The sequence below is a fragment of the Rhizobium sp. BK591 genome (assembly GCF_014195045.1).
GTDB classification, from domain to species: domain Bacteria; phylum Pseudomonadota; class Alphaproteobacteria; order Rhizobiales; family Rhizobiaceae; genus Rhizobium; species Rhizobium anhuiense.
In genome coordinates, this window is record NZ_JACIAZ010000007.1 from 21,426 (window position 1) to 37,452 (window position 16,027).

Annotated in this window: 14 protein-coding genes and 1 riboswitch; of the genes, 9 read left to right on the forward strand and 5 right to left on the reverse strand. The window is 60.6% G+C overall.

Annotation, left to right across the window (positions count from 1 at the left end; all coding sequences use genetic code 11):
• Positions 1-221: 221 nt before the first annotated feature.
• A riboswitch (cobalamin riboswitch) is annotated at positions 222-448 on the forward strand.
• Positions 449-728: 280 nt separating this feature from the next.
• The 5 genes from nrdH to FHX10_RS27205 all read left to right on the forward strand — a co-directional run bounded on the left by nrdH (position 729) and on the right by FHX10_RS27205 (position 6,026).
• Positions 729-950, forward strand: a complete 222-nt coding sequence (nrdH, locus tag FHX10_RS27185) for a glutaredoxin-like protein NrdH (protein ID WP_018243700.1) — start codon at positions 729-731, stop codon at positions 948-950.
• A gap of 13 nt (positions 951-963) precedes the next feature.
• A complete protein-coding gene (gene nrdI / locus FHX10_RS27190) occupies positions 964-1,368 on the forward strand; it encodes a class Ib ribonucleoside-diphosphate reductase assembly flavoprotein NrdI (protein WP_028755614.1) in 405 nt (134 codons plus the stop codon).
• Positions 1,347-3,551, forward strand: coding sequence for a class 1b ribonucleoside-diphosphate reductase subunit alpha (nrdE, locus tag FHX10_RS27195; RefSeq protein WP_028755615.1), 2,205 nt, complete (start codon positions 1,347-1,349; stop codon positions 3,549-3,551). The genes nrdI and nrdE overlap by 22 nt, the downstream gene beginning before the upstream one ends.
• A gap of 173 nt (positions 3,552-3,724) precedes the next feature.
• The gene (nrdF, locus tag FHX10_RS27200) at positions 3,725-4,699 is read left to right on the forward strand and encodes a class 1b ribonucleoside-diphosphate reductase subunit beta (protein ID WP_028755616.1); all 975 of its coding nucleotides are present in this window, start codon (positions 3,725-3,727) and stop codon (positions 4,697-4,699) included.
• Positions 4,700-4,799: 100 nt separating this feature from the next.
• The gene (locus FHX10_RS27205) at positions 4,800-6,026 is read left to right on the forward strand and encodes an adenylate/guanylate cyclase domain-containing protein (RefSeq protein ID WP_028755617.1); all 1,227 of its coding nucleotides are present in this window, start codon (positions 4,800-4,802) and stop codon (positions 6,024-6,026) included.
• Position 6,027: 1 nt separating this feature from the next.
• Here the strand turns inward: FHX10_RS27205 and queE are convergent, their stop codons facing one another.
• From queE to FHX10_RS27225, 4 genes are all read right to left on the reverse strand, one after another.
• Positions 6,028-6,756, reverse strand: a complete 729-nt coding sequence (queE, locus tag FHX10_RS27210; RefSeq protein ID WP_028755618.1) for a 7-carboxy-7-deazaguanine synthase QueE — start codon at positions 6,754-6,756, stop codon at positions 6,028-6,030.
• Positions 6,753-7,109, reverse strand: coding sequence for a 6-carboxytetrahydropterin synthase QueD (gene queD / locus FHX10_RS27215; RefSeq protein WP_028755619.1), 357 nt, complete (start codon positions 7,107-7,109; stop codon positions 6,753-6,755). Before queD ends, queE begins: the two co-directional genes overlap by 4 nt.
• The gene (queC, locus tag FHX10_RS27220; protein ID WP_028755620.1) at positions 7,109-7,819 is read right to left on the reverse strand and encodes a 7-cyano-7-deazaguanine synthase QueC; all 711 of its coding nucleotides are present in this window, start codon (positions 7,817-7,819) and stop codon (positions 7,109-7,111) included. Before queC ends, queD begins: the two co-directional genes overlap by 1 nt.
• Before the next feature lie 114 nt (positions 7,820-7,933).
• Positions 7,934-8,986 carry a substrate-binding domain-containing protein gene (locus FHX10_RS27225; RefSeq protein ID WP_028755621.1) on the reverse strand — a complete coding sequence of 351 codons (1,053 nt, stop codon included), beginning with the start codon at positions 8,984-8,986 and terminating at the stop codon, positions 7,934-7,936.
• Between the two features lie 309 nt (positions 8,987-9,295).
• Between FHX10_RS27225 and FHX10_RS27230 the strand changes: the two genes are divergently transcribed.
• The 4 genes from FHX10_RS27230 to FHX10_RS27245 all read left to right on the forward strand — a co-directional run bounded on the left by FHX10_RS27230 (position 9,296) and on the right by FHX10_RS27245 (position 13,724).
• Positions 9,296-10,555 carry an ABC transporter substrate-binding protein gene (locus tag FHX10_RS27230; protein ID WP_028755622.1) on the forward strand — a complete coding sequence of 420 codons (1,260 nt, stop codon included), beginning with the start codon at positions 9,296-9,298 and terminating at the stop codon, positions 10,553-10,555.
• Positions 10,556-10,683: 128 nt separating this feature from the next.
• The gene (locus FHX10_RS27235; protein ID WP_028755623.1) at positions 10,684-11,637 is read left to right on the forward strand and encodes a carbohydrate ABC transporter permease; all 954 of its coding nucleotides are present in this window, start codon (positions 10,684-10,686) and stop codon (positions 11,635-11,637) included.
• The gene (locus FHX10_RS27240) at positions 11,634-12,605 is read left to right on the forward strand and encodes a carbohydrate ABC transporter permease (RefSeq protein WP_028755624.1); all 972 of its coding nucleotides are present in this window, start codon (positions 11,634-11,636) and stop codon (positions 12,603-12,605) included. Before FHX10_RS27235 ends, FHX10_RS27240 begins: the two co-directional genes overlap by 4 nt.
• A 3-nt stretch (positions 12,606-12,608) precedes the next feature.
• Positions 12,609-13,724, forward strand: a complete 1,116-nt coding sequence (locus tag FHX10_RS27245) for an ABC transporter ATP-binding protein (protein ID WP_028755625.1) — start codon at positions 12,609-12,611, stop codon at positions 13,722-13,724.
• Between the two features lie 6 nt (positions 13,725-13,730).
• On the opposite strand, the gene FHX10_RS27250 is transcribed toward FHX10_RS27245, so the two are convergent.
• Positions 13,731-15,974: a glycoside hydrolase family 2 protein gene (locus FHX10_RS27250; RefSeq protein ID WP_183845179.1), complete on the reverse strand. Its 2,244-nt coding sequence runs from the start codon at positions 15,972-15,974 to the stop codon at positions 13,731-13,733.
• Positions 15,975-16,027 lie beyond the last annotated feature (53 nt).

Genomic DNA, 16,027 nt, shown 5'->3' on the forward strand with positions numbered 1-16,027 from the left:
CTCCGGCGCCCGTCACCGGCGGGATGTCCCATCGACGATTCGGGCCTGATCTCGAATCGAAATCTTTGGACCGGTCATAGGTCGGCTCCCCTCGTGGGGCTTCTCCACAGCCTGCTGTCTTTAAGCTTTGGTTATCCATGTTCTTCACAGGAATGTAGCGATTTCAAACCTGTCGTAACGCAACGCACAAACCATCCGTTGACGCGAATTTGGATTGGCGTACTATATCTAGTGTTCGAGGTTCCATCGATTCGTAAGGATCGATGGCTAAGACGGGAATTCGGTGCGCTTCGCCATCATGGCGCGGCAATGCCGGAGCTGCCCCCGCAACTGTAAGCGGTGAGCAACTGTCCGATTTCAGGTCACTGGAGCATGATGCTCCGGGAAGGCTGGGGCAGGGTGCATCGACCCGTGAGCCAGGAGACCTGCCTCGAACAAAACGTCCACGGGCGGGGTGTCCGGAAGGTCGCGTTTGCATGGCTGCGGGGATCTCCGCATCGCGTTTCGCAGGCCCGAACCTCCGCCCCTGAAACCTTCGCATTGAGCCACTTCGGGGTGAAGTCATGTCAGTATCTCAATTCAGGCTGCCACCCGCGCAATATAAAGGGCACGTCGCGCCCGGCGGCTGAACGAGCCGCATAGCTGCAAAATACAGAGCCTTTTCGACGGATATCGAGAGATTTCCGATCGATGTCCTGCGTCCCAATCGCGTCGTCACGAGGAATACTATGACCATTACCGTCTACAGCAAGCCTGCCTGCGTCCAGTGCACTGCCACCTACCGCGCCCTCGACCGTCTGGGTGTCGATTATGACATCGTCGATATCTCGCAGGATGCCGAAGCGCTCGATCGGGTCCGCAGCCTCGGCTACATGCAGGCGCCTGTCGTCATCGCCGGCGAGCAGCACTGGGCGGGCTTCCGCCCCGACATGATCAGCGCGCTCTCCTGAGTGAGGACAAGCGGTGGGGTTGATCGTCTATTATTCCAGCCGATCCGAAAATACCCATCGGTTCGTCGCCAAGCTCGGACTGCGCGCGGCGCGCATTCCGACCGGTGGCGTTGACGCGTTCCATATCCACGAACCCTTCGTGCTTGTTGTGCCGACTTATAGCGGCGACGGCGGCAAGGGTGCCGTTCCCAAGCAGGTGATTCGTTTCTTGAACGATGCGGAAAACCGAGGACACATCCGCGGCGTGATTGCCGCGGGCAACAGCAATTTCGGCGAGACATACGGGCTCGCCGGCGACGTGGTCTCGCGGAAATGCCTGGTGCCGTACCTCTACAGGTTCGAGCTCATGGGCACGGAAGACGACGTCGCCAACGTCAAACACGGGATGGAACGATTTTGGACACGGGAACAACTCTGACGCGGGATGCGGGCGCAAAACCGCATAACACTTTTGCTCATCCCGCAGGCCAACGCCCTTTGAAAGCGGCGGAAACGCTCGACTATCACGCGCTGAACGCCATGCTGAACCTCTATGACGAGGATGGGCGGATCCAGCTCGACAAGGATCGTTTGGCGGCCAAGCAGTATTTCCTGCAGCATGTGAACCAGAACACGGTGTTCTTTCACAATCTGAGGGAAAAGCTCGATTACCTCGTGACCGAGGGTTATTACGAGCAGGAGGTTCTCGACCAGTATTCCTTCAATTTCGTGCGAGACCTGTTCGACCAGGCCTATGCCAGGAAATTCCGTTTCCCGACCTTCCTCGGCGCCTTCAAATATTACACCAGCTATACGCTGAAGACCTTCGACGGAAAGCGCTATCTCGAGCGCTACGAGGACCGCATCTGCATGGTGGCGCTGGCGCTTGCGCGCGGCGACGAGGGCCTTGCCCGCGACATGGTGGACGAGATCATTTCCGGCCGTTTCCAGCCGGCGACGCCGACCTTCCTCAATGCCGGCAAGAAGCAGCGCGGAGAGCTGGTTTCCTGCTTCCTGCTGCGCGTCGAGGACAATATGGAATCGATCGGCCGGTCGATCAATTCGGCGCTGCAATTGTCGAAGCGCGGCGGCGGCGTGGCGCTGTCGCTGACCAATATCCGCGAGGCCGGCGCGCCGATCAAGCAGATCGAGAACCAGTCGTCTGGCATCATCCCGGTGATGAAGCTGCTCGAAGACAGTTTTTCCTATGCCAACCAGCTCGGGGCGCGGCAGGGCGCGGGTGCGGTCTATCTCAACGCCCATCACCCCGACATCATGCGCTTCCTCGATACCAAGCGTGAAAATGCCGACGAGAAGATCCGCATCAAGACGCTGTCGCTCGGCGTCGTCGTGCCCGACATCACCTTCGAGCTCGCCAAGAACAATGAAGACATGTACCTGTTCTCGCCCTATGACGTGGAACGCGTCTATGGCGCGCCTTTCACCGATATTTCGGTGACGGAAAAGTACCGCGAGATGGTGGCGGATGCCCGCATTTCAAAGAAGAAGATCAAGGCGCGCGAATTCTTCCAGGTGCTTGCCGAAATCCAGTTCGAGAGCGGCTACCCCTATATCATGTTCGAGGACACGGTGAATCGGGCGAACCCGATCGCCGGGCGCATCTCGATGAGCAATCTCTGCTCGGAGATCCTGCAGGTGAGCGAGGCCAGCGAATACAATGACGACCTCTCCTACAAATATCTTGGCAAGGATATTTCCTGCAATCTCGGCTCGCTGAACATCGCCGCGGCCATGGATTCGGCCGATTTCGGCAAGACGATCGAGACGTCGATCCGGGCGCTGACGGCCGTTTCCGACATGAGCCACATTTCCTCGGTTCCCTCGATCGAGAAGGGCAATGAGGAGAGCCATGCGATCGGCCTTGGCCAGATGAACCTGCACGGCTATCTCGCCCGCGAACGCATCTTCTATGGCTCGGAGGAAGGCGTCGATTTCACCAACATCTATTTCTATACGGTCACCTATCACGCGATCCGCGCTTCGAACCTCTTGGCGGTCGAACGCGGCACGAGCTTCAAGGGCTTCGAGAATTCGAAATATGCTTCCGGCGACTATTTCGACAAATATACTGACCAGCTCTGGGAGCCGGCGACGGAGAAGGTCAGGGCGCTGTTCGAGACGGCGGGCATCCATATTCCGACAAGGGAGGACTGGGCCGCGCTGAAGAAGGCGGTCATGGCCTCCGGCCTCTATAACCAGAACCTGCAGGCGGTGCCGCCGACAGGCTCGATCTCCTACATCAACCACTCGACCTCCTCGATCCACCCGATCGTCTCGAAGATCGAAATTCGCAAGGAAGGCAAGATCGGCCGCGTCTATTATCCGGCACCGTTCATGACCAACGACAATCTCGATTATTATCAGGATGCCTACGAGATCGGACCGGAGAAGATCATCGACACCTATGCGGCGGCGACCCAGCATGTCGACCAGGGGCTGTCGCTGACCTTGTTCTTTCGCGACACGGCGACGACGCGCGATATCAACAGGGCGCAGATCCATGCCTGGAAGAAGGGCATCAAGACGATCTACTACATCCGCCTTCGCCAAATGGCGCTGTCCGGCACTGAGGTGCAGGGCTGTGTGTCTTGTACGCTGTGAGTTGATTTCGGCCGCGAGCCTTTAAGCAAATGGCCCCCGCATCCGCCTGCCGGCACCTTCTCCCCTATGGGGAGAAGACATTTGCGGCAGGCGCGACATCCCCTCTCCCCTCGGGGAGAGGGCAGGGTGAGGGGGCTCCGAGCGCCATCAGATCTATTGAGGACATAATCACCATGAACATCGCCGTAAAGCCGATCAGCCGCGTGCGCGCCGTCAACTGGAACCGTATCGAGGACGATAAGGATCTCGAAGTCTGGAACCGGCTCACCGGCAATTTCTGGCTGCCGGAAAAGGTGCCGCTTTCGAACGACATTCCTTCCTGGGCGACGCTGACGTCGGTCGAGCAGCAACTGACCATCCGCGTCTTCACCGGGTTGACGCTGCTCGACACGATCCAGAATGGCGTCGGTTCCATAAGGCTGATGGAAGATGCGGCAACGCCGCATGAGGAGGCGGTGCTTTCCAACGTCTCCTTCATGGAGGCTGTGCATGCGCGCTCCTATTCCTCGATCTTCTCGACGCTGTGCTCGACGCCCGATGTCGACGATGCCTATCGCTGGTCGGAGGAGAATGAATTCCTGCAGCGGAAATCGGCGCTGATCATGGAGCAGTACGGCTCCGGCGATCCGCTGAAGAAGAAGGTCGCGAGCGTCTTCCTCGAAAGCTTCCTGTTCTATTCCGGCTTCTACCTGCCGATGTACTGGTCGAGCCGCGCCAAGCTGACCAATACGGCCGACATGATCCGCCTCATCATCCGCGACGAGGCGGTGCACGGCTATTATATCGGCTACAAGTTCCAGCGCGGGCTGGAGCGGCTCGGCGAGGAGAGAAGGCAGGAGATCAAGGATTTCGCCTTCGAGCTGCTGCTCGAACTCTACGATAACGAGGCCAGATATACCGAAGCGCTCTATGACGGCGTCGGGCTGACCGAGGACGTCAAGAAGTTCCTGCACTACAATGCCAACAAGGCGCTGATGAACCTCGGCTATGAGGCGCTTTTCCCGGCTGATGCCTGCAAGGTCAACCCGGCGATCCTGTCGGCACTTTCGCCGAATGCCGACGAGAACCACGACTTCTTCTCAGGCTCCGGCTCCTCCTATGTCATCGGCAAGGCTGTGGCGACCGAGGACGAGGACTGGGATTTCTGAGGTTTGATCGCCGTCTCCCCTTATCATTTGCTTCCCTATCGCCCACATTCAGCGGAAACTAAATTCAGTACTCGCCGATATGGCGCAGCAGGAGTTTTTGATGTCGTCTCTTTTGGACAAGGCCGGGACTACCGTCGAAGCGGATGATGGCGTCTGGCCGATCCGCAGGAGACGGATCCTCGACTGGCTGGTGAACGAGACGCGCGGCGAGCGGTTCATCGACAACATCCTGGTGGAGATGTGCGAGAAGCTATTGGCATCAGGGGTGCCGGTGGCGCGCGCGACATTGCATTTCAGGACGAACCATCCGCAATGGATTGGCGCCCGCATCCTCTGGAAGGAGGGTCTGACGGAGGCGAAGATCAACACTTTCGCCTATGGTGTCGAAAATACCCCGGAGTTCCTGAAAAGTCCCGTCAATGCGATCCATCAGGGTGCGGAGGAGGTGCGCAAACAGCTGGAAGACACAGCCGACGGCGACGAGGATTCATTCTATCAGGAACTGCGCGACGACGGTCTCACGGAGTATATCGCCTGGCCGGTCGAGCATACGTTCGGCAAACGGCACGTCGCGACATTTTCCACCAGCCGGCCGGGCGGTTTTACGAATGATCATATCGATTCCCTGCGCGACCTGCTGCCGGCCCTGACCCTCGTCAGCGAAATCCGGCTGAAGAACATCATGGCGCGCACGCTGCTGCAGACCTATGTGGGACCGCATGCGAGCGAGCAGATCCTGTCGGGTGTTACGACGCGTGGCAGCGGCGCGACCGTCGGCGCGGCGATCATGATCTGCGATCTGCGCGACTTTACGGCGATTTCGGATCTCTGGCCGCGCGACGACGTCATCCATCTGCTCAACGATTATTTCGACGCTATGTCCGACCCGATCGAGCGCTATGGCGGAGAGATCCTGAAGTTCATGGGCGACGGCTTGCTGGCGATCTTCCCGCTGAGCAAGGAAACGGCCTGTCATGATCTGCTGCAGGCGATCCGTGAGGGCCAGGAGTTGATGGCGCAATTGAACCAGCAGCATGCGAGCAATGGGCGCGAACCGCTGCGCTACGGCGTCGGCGTGCATGTCGGCGATGTCATGTACGGCAATATCGGCTCGCGCCGGCGGCTGGATTTCACCGTCATCGGGCCGGCGGTCAATGTCGCCTCGCGGCTGGAAAGCCTGACCAAGGAGGTCAAGCGTCCGGTGCTGCTATCGCGGGCCTTCGTCGAAATGGCGGGCTGCGCGGAGGAGATGGACAGTCTCGGCACCTTCCCGCTGCGCGGGCTCGGCGAACCGGTCGATGTCTTCGCCTTTCCAGAGGGCAGGTAGCTCAGACCCCTCGCTTGTTTCCCCAAAGCAGCACGTGCAGTTGAGGCAGCACGCGGGCTGCAAACCATTGGTCCGCCGTCACCTTGTCGACAAGCCAGTGCATCCGATCCATCACACCGTCGATATCAATGCGGGCGTCGTCATCGTCGGGCGGCGGCGGGGTGTGGTTGCCGGGTTGGAGGAACAGGGGAATTTGCGGATAGCGCTCACCTGCCCGTCGGGCGAATGCGTAGTCGGCATCGTCGAAGACGACGATCTTCAGGACGATCTCGGGGCCGCTGGCGGCTAGGTGAAGACAGTGGTCCACCTGGTCCCAATCCGTCGGCATGCCGCTGGATGGCGGTTTGGGGCTGATGACCAGGACGTCGAGATCGCGAAACCAGGCCTGGGCTATGCTTCCCTGCGTTTCCAGTGCAAAGCGGTATCCTTGGGAATGGCCAAGTTCGATCAGCGGCCTTAAGGGTTGTATCGCCGGATTGCCTCCGGAAAGGGAAACCGTCAGTGGCTTTGCCCCGGAGAGTTCGGTGACCTTATGCCAGATCGCCTCGGGGGACATCGGAATCCATTGATCGCGGAACGCGCTGTCGACCGCGTGCAGGCTGTCGCACCAGGAACATCGATAATCACAGCCGCCTGTTCTGACGAACACCGTCGGCAGCCCGATCAAGGCGCCTTCACCCTGGATGGTCGGGCCAAAGATCTCGCTGACGCGAATGGTTCCGCCACTCACGGTCTGTACTCCGCCCAGGTTTTCGGCGTCTCGCTGACGCGAACGGACGATGTCTCCGGGAAGCGCTGCTTGCACCAGTCGTAAAAGTGCCTTGCCAGGAACTCGGAGGTGACTTTCGAATGGCCGAAGACGTCGTTCAGGTGCCGATGATCGAAGGTTTCGTCTATATAGCGCTTGAGCGACGAGAGGTCGTGGTAGTCACGAACGAAGCCGTCATCATTCAGGCTTTCGGCGGAGAGCTCGATGACCACAATGTAGTTGTGGCCGTGGAGCCGAGCGCATTGATGGTCGGCGGGCAGATGATCCAGCTGATGGGAGGCGGAGAGGTGAAACTCCTTGGTGATGCGGTACATCAACGCGCCTCCGTCGCCGAATATTGGGACAGGGCCGCTTTCCAGAAGTCCCGGTCATCGTACTCCGTCGGATCGGGAACGCCGGCCAGATGGAAGGCCTCGCGGCGTTCGACGCAGGTTCCGCAGCGCCCGCAGTGGAGCCTGCCGCCCTTGTAGCAGGACCATGTTTCCGAAAACGGCGTGCCGTGTTTTTCGCCGTCAACCACGATCGCCGCTTTGGGAACATCGACATACGGTGCAAGCAATTTCACGCTGGCATAACCCTCCAGCGCTTCGTTCTGCATGCGCTGGAAGGCGTCGATGAAGCCCGGCCGACAGTCGGGGTAAATGAAGTGGTCGCCACCATGCACGGCGACGGCAACGGCATCTGCCTTTTGCGCTGCCGCCAGACCGAAGGCGATGGCCAGCATGATGGCGTTGCGGTTCGGGACGACCGTGGCTTTCATGGTCTCCTCGGCATAGTGGCCGTCGGGAACCTCGACATTGTCGGTCAGGGCCGATCCGCTGAGATGGCCGCCGATGCTGGCAATGTCGATAATATGATGGGGAACGGAAAGGCGTGCGGCACACTTCGCGGCGAATTCGAGTTCCTTGCGATGCCGTTGGCCGTAGTCGAAGGAGATTAGGCCGATAAGCTGTTTTTCCGCGGCTATCCTGTGGGCAAGCGAAACGGAGTCCAGTCCGCCGGAGCAGACGACGATGGTTTTCATATTTTGGATCCCTTGTTTTGACCGGGTGGGCTGCGACCGGATTACGCGGTGCTTCTAGGACAAATCACGCGTCATGCAAACAGTTTTAAGAGGTCGGCCGTCACAGCCGAGCGGTTAACCGACCGGAAAGTTGATCTGCGGCGGCAGCAGAAGCTGCAGATCTTCGGCGTCCGGATTGTTGATGCGCTGCAGCAGCATGCGGCCGAGATCCTCGCCGGCGGCCGTCAGGTCCTCGTGGATCGTGTCGACCTTCGGCTGCAACTGGCTGAGAAGGCGGGACGTCTCCTTGGCGACGATATCGTAATCGATGGCCAGTAAACGGCCGGCATCGCTCATGCCGCTGATGACGGCGAGCGCCGAAACTTCGCCGGGACAGATGAAACCGTCAGGAGCATCCGGGGCATCAGCGCGGCCGCGAATGAAGTCGCGCAGCACACCCGCCGGTGTATCGAGATCGATGGCCTCAGGGATCTCATAGGCGATGCCTGCTTCGCGCACCGCCGTCATGAAACCATGCAGAATATGCTGGCAGAAGGTCAGCCGTTTCGGCGGCAGGATCACCGCCACCTTTCTGCGGCCCTTGGCGATCAGCCGGCGCGTCGCCTCATAGGCAAAGGTGAAATTGTCATAGTCGACATAGGGGTGCGGCGTCGAAAATTCGGTGCGGCCGTGACAGATGAAGGGAAAGCCGGTTTCGAGCAGGAGGCGGACACGGGCATCGAGCGGTTCGGTGCGTGTGAAGATCAGCCCGTCGGCGAGGTGGTTGCGGATAATGTATTCGGCGGCTTCGACGTCGGTCGTCGACAGGAAGTTCGGGGCGACGACTAGATGGTAGGCGGTCTCTTTCAGCGCCTTGGCGATGCCGTACATGATCGAGGTGCTGAAGCCGACCACCTCCTCGTGCGAATCGAGCAGAATGGCGATGACGTTGGTGCGGCCGGTCTTCAGACGCTGCGCGGCCCGGTCGGGGAGATAGCCGATCTCGCGGGCGATACGGTGCACGCGTTGACGGGTCTCCAGCGAAATCTGCGGCGCGTCGGAAAGCGCCCGTGACACCGTCGTCACGGCAAGACCGGCGATCGTGGCGATCGTTCGCAAGGTCGGCTTGCCGCGCCTGTGTGCGATATCGAAATTTTCGCCGCGTTGCGGCCGGGACGGTTCGGTCACCCTGAGCTTTCCATGGTGGATTTGCCGACACAATAACACGATGAATCCGGCACGCAATCAACGAATGAAAACGTTTTAAATTTTTACGTTTTGTTAATCTTATAGAAAATATCTATTAATTTCAATGCAATGTCGAAATAACCATATTTTTCTCGACAGTCGAGAAAGGACTTGACGATCAAAGAGTTATAACGTTTTAAATTAGCAACCGCGCGGAGGAGCGCGGTCGTATGTCGACCGCCACAATGGGTGGAAAACATCGGGCGGCAGGGAGGGTCCCGCCGCCGATTTGCAAATGGGAGGAAATTCATGCGCAAGTTTTTGAGCTCGGCAGCGATTGCTGTCGTGATGATGGCCGGCCTGAGCGCAGCGCAGGCTGCCGACGTGAAGGAAGTGCAGATGCTGCACTGGTGGACGTCGGGCGGCGAGGCAGCGGCGCTGAACGTTCTGAAGCAGGATCTGTCGAAGGAAGGTTTTGCCTGGAAGGATGTTCCAGTGGCCGGCGGTGGCGGTGACGCGGCGATGACGGCGCTGAAGGCGATGGTGGCGGCCGGCACCTATCCGACAGCCTCGCAGATGCTGGGGTATACCGTGCTCGATTATGCCCAGGCCGGCGTCATGGGCGACCTGACGGAGACGGCGAAGAAGGAAGGCTGGGACAAGTCGGTGCCGGCGGCGCTGCAGAAGTTCTCGGTCTATGACGGCAAGTGGGTCGCAGCCCCGGTCAACGTCCACTCGGTCAACTGGCTGTGGATCAACAAGGCGGTGATGGACAAGATCGGCGGCACCCAGCCGAAGACCTTCGACGATCTGATCGCCCTGCTTGACAAGGCCAAGGCCGCCGGCGTCATCCCGCTCGCCCTTGGCGGCCAGAATTGGCAGGAAGCGACGATGTTCGATTCGATCGTGCTGTCGACCGGCGGTCCGGAGTTCTACAAGAAGGCCTTCAACGACCTCGATGAAGAGTCGCTGAAGTCCGAGACGATGAAGAAGTCCTTCGATAATCTGGCGACGATCGTCAAATATGTCGATCCGAACTTCTCCGGCCGCGACTGGAACCTCGCCACCGCCATGGTCATCAAGGGTGATGCGCTGGTGCAGGTGATGGGCGACTGGGCCAAGGGCGAATTCGTCGCCGCCAAGAAGACGCCGGATACCGACTTCCTGTGCTACCGCTTCCCCGGCACCGACGGCAGCGTGATCTACAACTCCGACATGTTCGGCATGTTCAACGTCCCCGACGACCGTAAGGCGGCGCAGGTGGCGCTGGCAACCGCAACGCTGTCGAAGAGCTTCCAGTCGGCCTTCAACGTCGTCAAGGGCTCGGTGCCGGCTCGCACCGACGTTCCCGATACCGACTTCGACGCCTGCGGCAAGAAGGGTATCGCCGACCTGAAGGCTGCCAATGAAGGCGGCACGCTGTTCGGCTCGCTGGCGCAAGGCTATGGCGCACCGCCGGCGATCGCCAATGCCTACAAGGACGTCGTCTCGAAGTTCGTCCACGGCCAGATCAAGACCTCCGACGAGGCCGTGACCCAGCTGGTCCAGGCGATCGACGACGCCCGCTGAGATCACTTGTGATGACAATGCTTCCCCGCGTGACCCGCGGGGAAGCTTCAGGCTCCGCGCCGATCACGCAGGATGATCATGCCCGGACGATATCGAGGAGCCATCATGCGGGGAGGAGATGACATTCCATGAGCACAGTTGCGACCACCGATCCGGTTCTGACGCCGCGGCAATCGACGGGCATCTCGTTGCGCGGCCGGCTGCAGGATGCGCTGCCGAAGATCGTGCTGGCGCCGAGCTTCGTCATCACCATCATCTTCGTCTACGGCTTCATCATCTGGACGGCCTATCTGTCCTTCACCAATTCCAAGACCTTTCCCTCCTATGCGCTGACCGGTGCACGCGCCTATCAGCGGCTGTGGCGCTGGACCTTCGAGAGCGATCCGCCGTCCTCCTGGTACACCTCGATCACCAACATGGCGATCTTCGGCTTCCTCTATGTCGGCATCTGCCTGGCGCTCGGTCTCTTCCTCGCCATCCTGCTCGACCAGAAGATCCGCGGCGAGGGGCTGCTCCGGCCGATCTTCCTCTATCCGATGGCGCTCTCCTTCATCGTCACCGGCGTTGCCTGGAAATGGTTCCTCGATCCCGGCCTCGGCCTGGAACAGACGCTGCACCACTTCGGCTGGACGAGCTTCCACTTCGACTGGATCAAGAACAAGGACTTCGTCATCTACACCGTCGTCATCGCCGGTGTGTGGCAGGCGTCGGGCTTCGTCATGGCGATGTTCCTGGCGGGCCTGCGCGGCATCGACGGCGAGATCATGAAGGCCGCCCAGATCGACGGCGCCTCGCCCTTCCAGCTCTACCGCCGCATCGTCATTCCGCTCTTGCGGCCGATCTTTCTGTCGGCCTTCATCGTGCTCGCCCATATGGCGATCAAGTCTTATGACCTGGTGGTGGCGCTGACCTCGGGCGGGCCGGGCGGCTCGGCCTGGCTGCCGTCCAACTTCATGTATGAATACACCTTCAAGCGCAACGAGATGGCCGTCGGCTCGGCCAGCGCCATCATCATGCTGATGACCATCTCGGCGATCATCGTGCCCTATCTCTATTCCGAACTGAAGGAGAAGGCGCGATGAGCAGCGTGACCTCTCCGGCAATCACACCCCCGCAGGCCAGCGACAACAGCAACGACAACAACAACAGCAACAGCCGCTGGATCGGCCGCACCGTCATCTACGGCCTGCTCGTGATCTTCGCCATCCTCTACCTGATGCCGCTCTTCGTCATGCTGACCACCTCGTTCAAGACCATGGACGAGATCCAGAACGGCAACATGCTGGCGCTGCCGCAATCCCCGACCTTCGATCCCTGGATCAAGGCCTGGGGCGAGACTTGTGTGGGTCTGACCTGCGCCGGCATCAAGGGCTACTTCTGGAACTCGATCAAGATGGTGGTGCCGGCCGTCGCCATCTCCACCATCATGGGGGCGCTGAACGGTTATGTCCTGACCAAATGGCGCTTTCCCGGCCACACGCTGGTGTTCGGGCTGATGCTGTTTGCCTGCTTCATTCCGTTCCAGTCGGTGCTGTTGCCGATGGCGACGATCCTCGGTTCGCTCGGCCGCTTCGGCATGACGCTGCAGAACGCCACCGGCTTCACCTTCGGCTTCGGCAATCCGACCGTCAATCTGGTCTTCGTCCATGTCGTCTATGGCCTGGGCTTCACGACGCTGTTCTTCCGCAATTTCTACGAGGCCTTTCCGACCGAGCTGGTGCGGGCCGCCCAGGTCGACGGCGCCAGCTTCTTCCAGATCTTCCGGCGCATCATGCTGCCGAACTCGCTGCCGATCATCGTCGTCACCGTCATCTACCAGTTCACCAATATCTGGAACGACTTCCTGTTTGCCTCGGCCTATGCCGGCACCGGCGATTCCATGCCGATGACGGTGGCGCTGAACAATGTCGTCAACACCTCGACCGGGGTGGTCGAATACAATGTCAACATGGCGGCGGCGATGATCGCCGCCGTGCCGACGCTCATCGTCTATATCCTCGCCGGCCGCTACTTCGTGCGCGGTCTGATGGCGGGCGCTGTCAAAGGGTAATCCATGGCCTTCCTCGAAATCTCCGGTCTTAAAAAGCGCTTCGGCGCCGTCGACATTCTCAAGGGCATCGACCTCGAACTCGACAAGGGCGGCTTTCTCGTGCTGGTCGGCCCGTCCGGCTGCGGCAAGTCGACCCTGCTCAACACCATTGCCGGGCTGGAGACGATCACCTCGGGCGATATCAGGATCGACGGGCGCGACATCAGCGGCCTGCATCCCTCCAAGCGCGACATCGCCATGGTGTTCCAGTCCTATGCGCTCTATCCGAACATGACGGTGGCGGGCAACATCGCCTTCGGCATGGAGATCCGCGGCGTGCCGAAGGACGAGCGTGCCAAGGCGATCAAGCAGGTCTCCGACATGCTGCAGATCGGCCATCTGCTCGACCGCAAGCCGAGCCAGCTGTCGGGCGGCCAGCGCCAGCGCGTCGCCATGGGGAGAGCCTTGGTCCGCAATCCGCAGGTCTTCCTGTTCGATGAACCGCTCTCCAATCTCGATGCCAAGCTGCGCGTCGACATGCGCACCGAGATCAAGCGGCTGCATCAGCGCATGGGCACCACCTTCGTCTATGTCACCCATGACCAGATCGAGGCGATGACGCTGGCGACCAAGATCGCCGTGCTGAAGGACGGCGTGCTGCAGCAGTTCGGCACGCCGGCCGAGATCTATAACAGCCCCTCCAACATCTTCGTCGCCGACTTCATGGGATCGCCGGCGATGAACCTCTTGACCGCCACCGTCGAAAACGGCGCCGGTGGGCTGGAAGTCTCGCTGGAGCGGCCGAATGCCGCCCCGCTCAAGCTCCCCGTCATGGCTGGCAACAATGGCCTGACCACCTATACCGGCAGACAGGTGATCTTCGGCATCCGCCCCGAGGCCTTGACCGATCCGGATGGCGCCGACCGCAAGGCGCGCATGCTGAGCGAGGGCGACTGCCTGATCGAAGTCGTCGAACCGGCCGGCTCCGACACCTTCGCCGTCACCAAGCTCGGCGGCAAATCCGTCGTCGCCCGGCTGCGCGCCGATGCCGGCATTGCACCTGGCCAGACAACCCGACTGGCCTTCAATCTCGATAAGGCTGTCTTCTTCGATCCGCAAACACAGGCCAGGATCGGGTGATGGCCGTCAGGCGGCCGTCACGCTTGTTGTCACCGGTGCGAAACGTGTAGAAACGACTTCGACGGTGATCTCGCCGGTGAAGCCCGTCGCCTCCAGCCAGAAGCCTGATGTGCCGCCCTGCAATGGCACAGTGGTCGGGCCGACGATCCTTGCCGGGCCGTGCACCTTCAGCGAAATGCTGTCATTCATGAAGGGCAGGCGCTGGCCGCTCTGGTCGAGGGCGCGGATGATGACGCGTGTGCTGTCGCGTTCGCGGGCTCTGAGCGTCGACCTGTCGGCAACGACCTCAAGCGTCGTCGGCAACGGATCGGCCGCCAGCGTCAGGCTGGCCACCGGTTGGCCGTCGATATAGCCGGTGAAGGTGCCGTCGATCCATTCGAGGCCCCAGGTGCCGAGCTCATCGGCGGTGAAGTGGCGATGGTCGAGCACGACGGGCGGATGCGGCAGATGCGGGTAGTTTTCGCGGTCCGGGCCGATGCGTTTGGAAAGCGCGCCATATTGCAGCTCCACCTCGTCGCAGTTGGTCAGGATGATCAGCGGCAGCACGCCACCGATATTGCGTTCGCCGCGCGCCCAGAAGGTCACCGGCTTCATGACGATCTCGTCTGATGGATCGCACTGGCTGATATAGGCATAGGCCGCGAATTTCGGCTCGCGGAACATGTCCATGACGCCGTGATAGCAGATGCGGTCGCCGGAGCCGAAATCCTTGTGCGTGTTGTAGTCGAACATGCACCAGCCGATGGCGCCGGATATATCGGCATCGCCGTAGGCGGCGTTCAGCACGTCCAGGTGCCGGCGTACATGCTCGGCCTGGCGCTGCTCCTGATCGTAAATCTTCGTCGGGTGCATGTGGCCGTTGAACTCGGTGATGAGGTACGGCACCTTGTGGGACAGTCCGGTATTTTCCTGCTGGCCGCGCAGCGTCGTGCGCGGGCGGTTGGCGCCCGGCAGTTCCTCGTTGCCGAGGATGAAGTCGTTCATCGTGTAGACGTCCTCGAGCAGTTCGCTCTCGGTGATATAACGCACGCCGCCGGTCTGGCGGGTGCTGTCGAGCTCGCGGGCGAGCCTGTTGGTCTCGGCGTAGAAATGGTGATTGTCCTGCGATTCATTGATGCGCACGCCCCAGATGATGATCGAGGGGTGGTTCCAGTCGCGCTCGATCATGCGGCGGACGTTCTCGATCGATTCCTGCTGCCAATCGGCATCGCCGATATGCTGCCAGCCGGGGATTTCCTCGAAAACCAGCAGGCCGATCGTGTCGCAGCGGTCGAGGAACCACTTCGACTGCGGATAATGCGAGGTGCGGACGATATTGCACTTCAGCACCGTCTTCATGATGTCGGCATCGCGCTCCTGGGCGGAGCGACCGGCGGCATAACCGACATAGGGGAAGGCCTGGTGACGGTTGAGGCCGCGCAGCTTCAGCGGCTTGCCGTTCAAGAGGAAACCTTCCGGCGTGAATTCGGCGGTGCGGAAGCCGAACCGGGTCGAGACACGGTCGGAGCCGTGCTCGGTCCTGAGTTCGACGGTGACGTCATAGAGTGTGGGATCGGTGATGTCCCAGAGGGTGATGCCGGTGAGGCCGCCGAAAGAGAGCGTGGTGCGGCTGCCGATCGTTTCGGTGGCGGCGGTGGCGACCACCGTGCCGTCTGCCTGCTTCAGCGTGGCGGTGACGGTCGCCGAGAAGCTGCGGCTCTCGGGATTGGCTATATCGACGCGGACGGTTGCCGATTTCTCCGGGCGAAGAACGTCCATGGTTTCGATCTTGAGATTGCGGATCGATACCGGGTCGGTGACCTTCAGCCAGACGTCGCGGTAGATGCCGGCATAGGTGAGATAATCGATGCGGCCGCCGAAAGGCGGAATGGCCGGGTTCTCGCTGCCGTCGATCTTGACGGTGACGAGGTTCTCTCCCCTGACGAGCCTGCCGGTGAGGCGGGCCTCGAAGGGCGTGTAGCCGTCCTTATGGGCGACGATTTCCTCGCCGTTCAGATAGACGACGCTGTCGGCCATGGCGGCGTCGAAGACGAGCGAGACCTCGCGCCCCTCGAACTCCGGCAGCCAGCGCAGCACCTTCTGATAGGTGAAGGCGCGCTGATAGCTGGTTTCGTCGAAATAGTTGAAGGGCAGTTCGACGGCGGTATGCGGCAGGCTGACTGATTTGGCGGCATCGAAAGATTCGAGCAAACGCTGACCGAAGCCCTCATGGAAACTCCAGCCTTCATTGAAGGAGACGACGGAACGCATTTCAGGCTCTCCAGCTTACGGCATCAGGGACATTGCGGCGCCCTTCGGCGCGT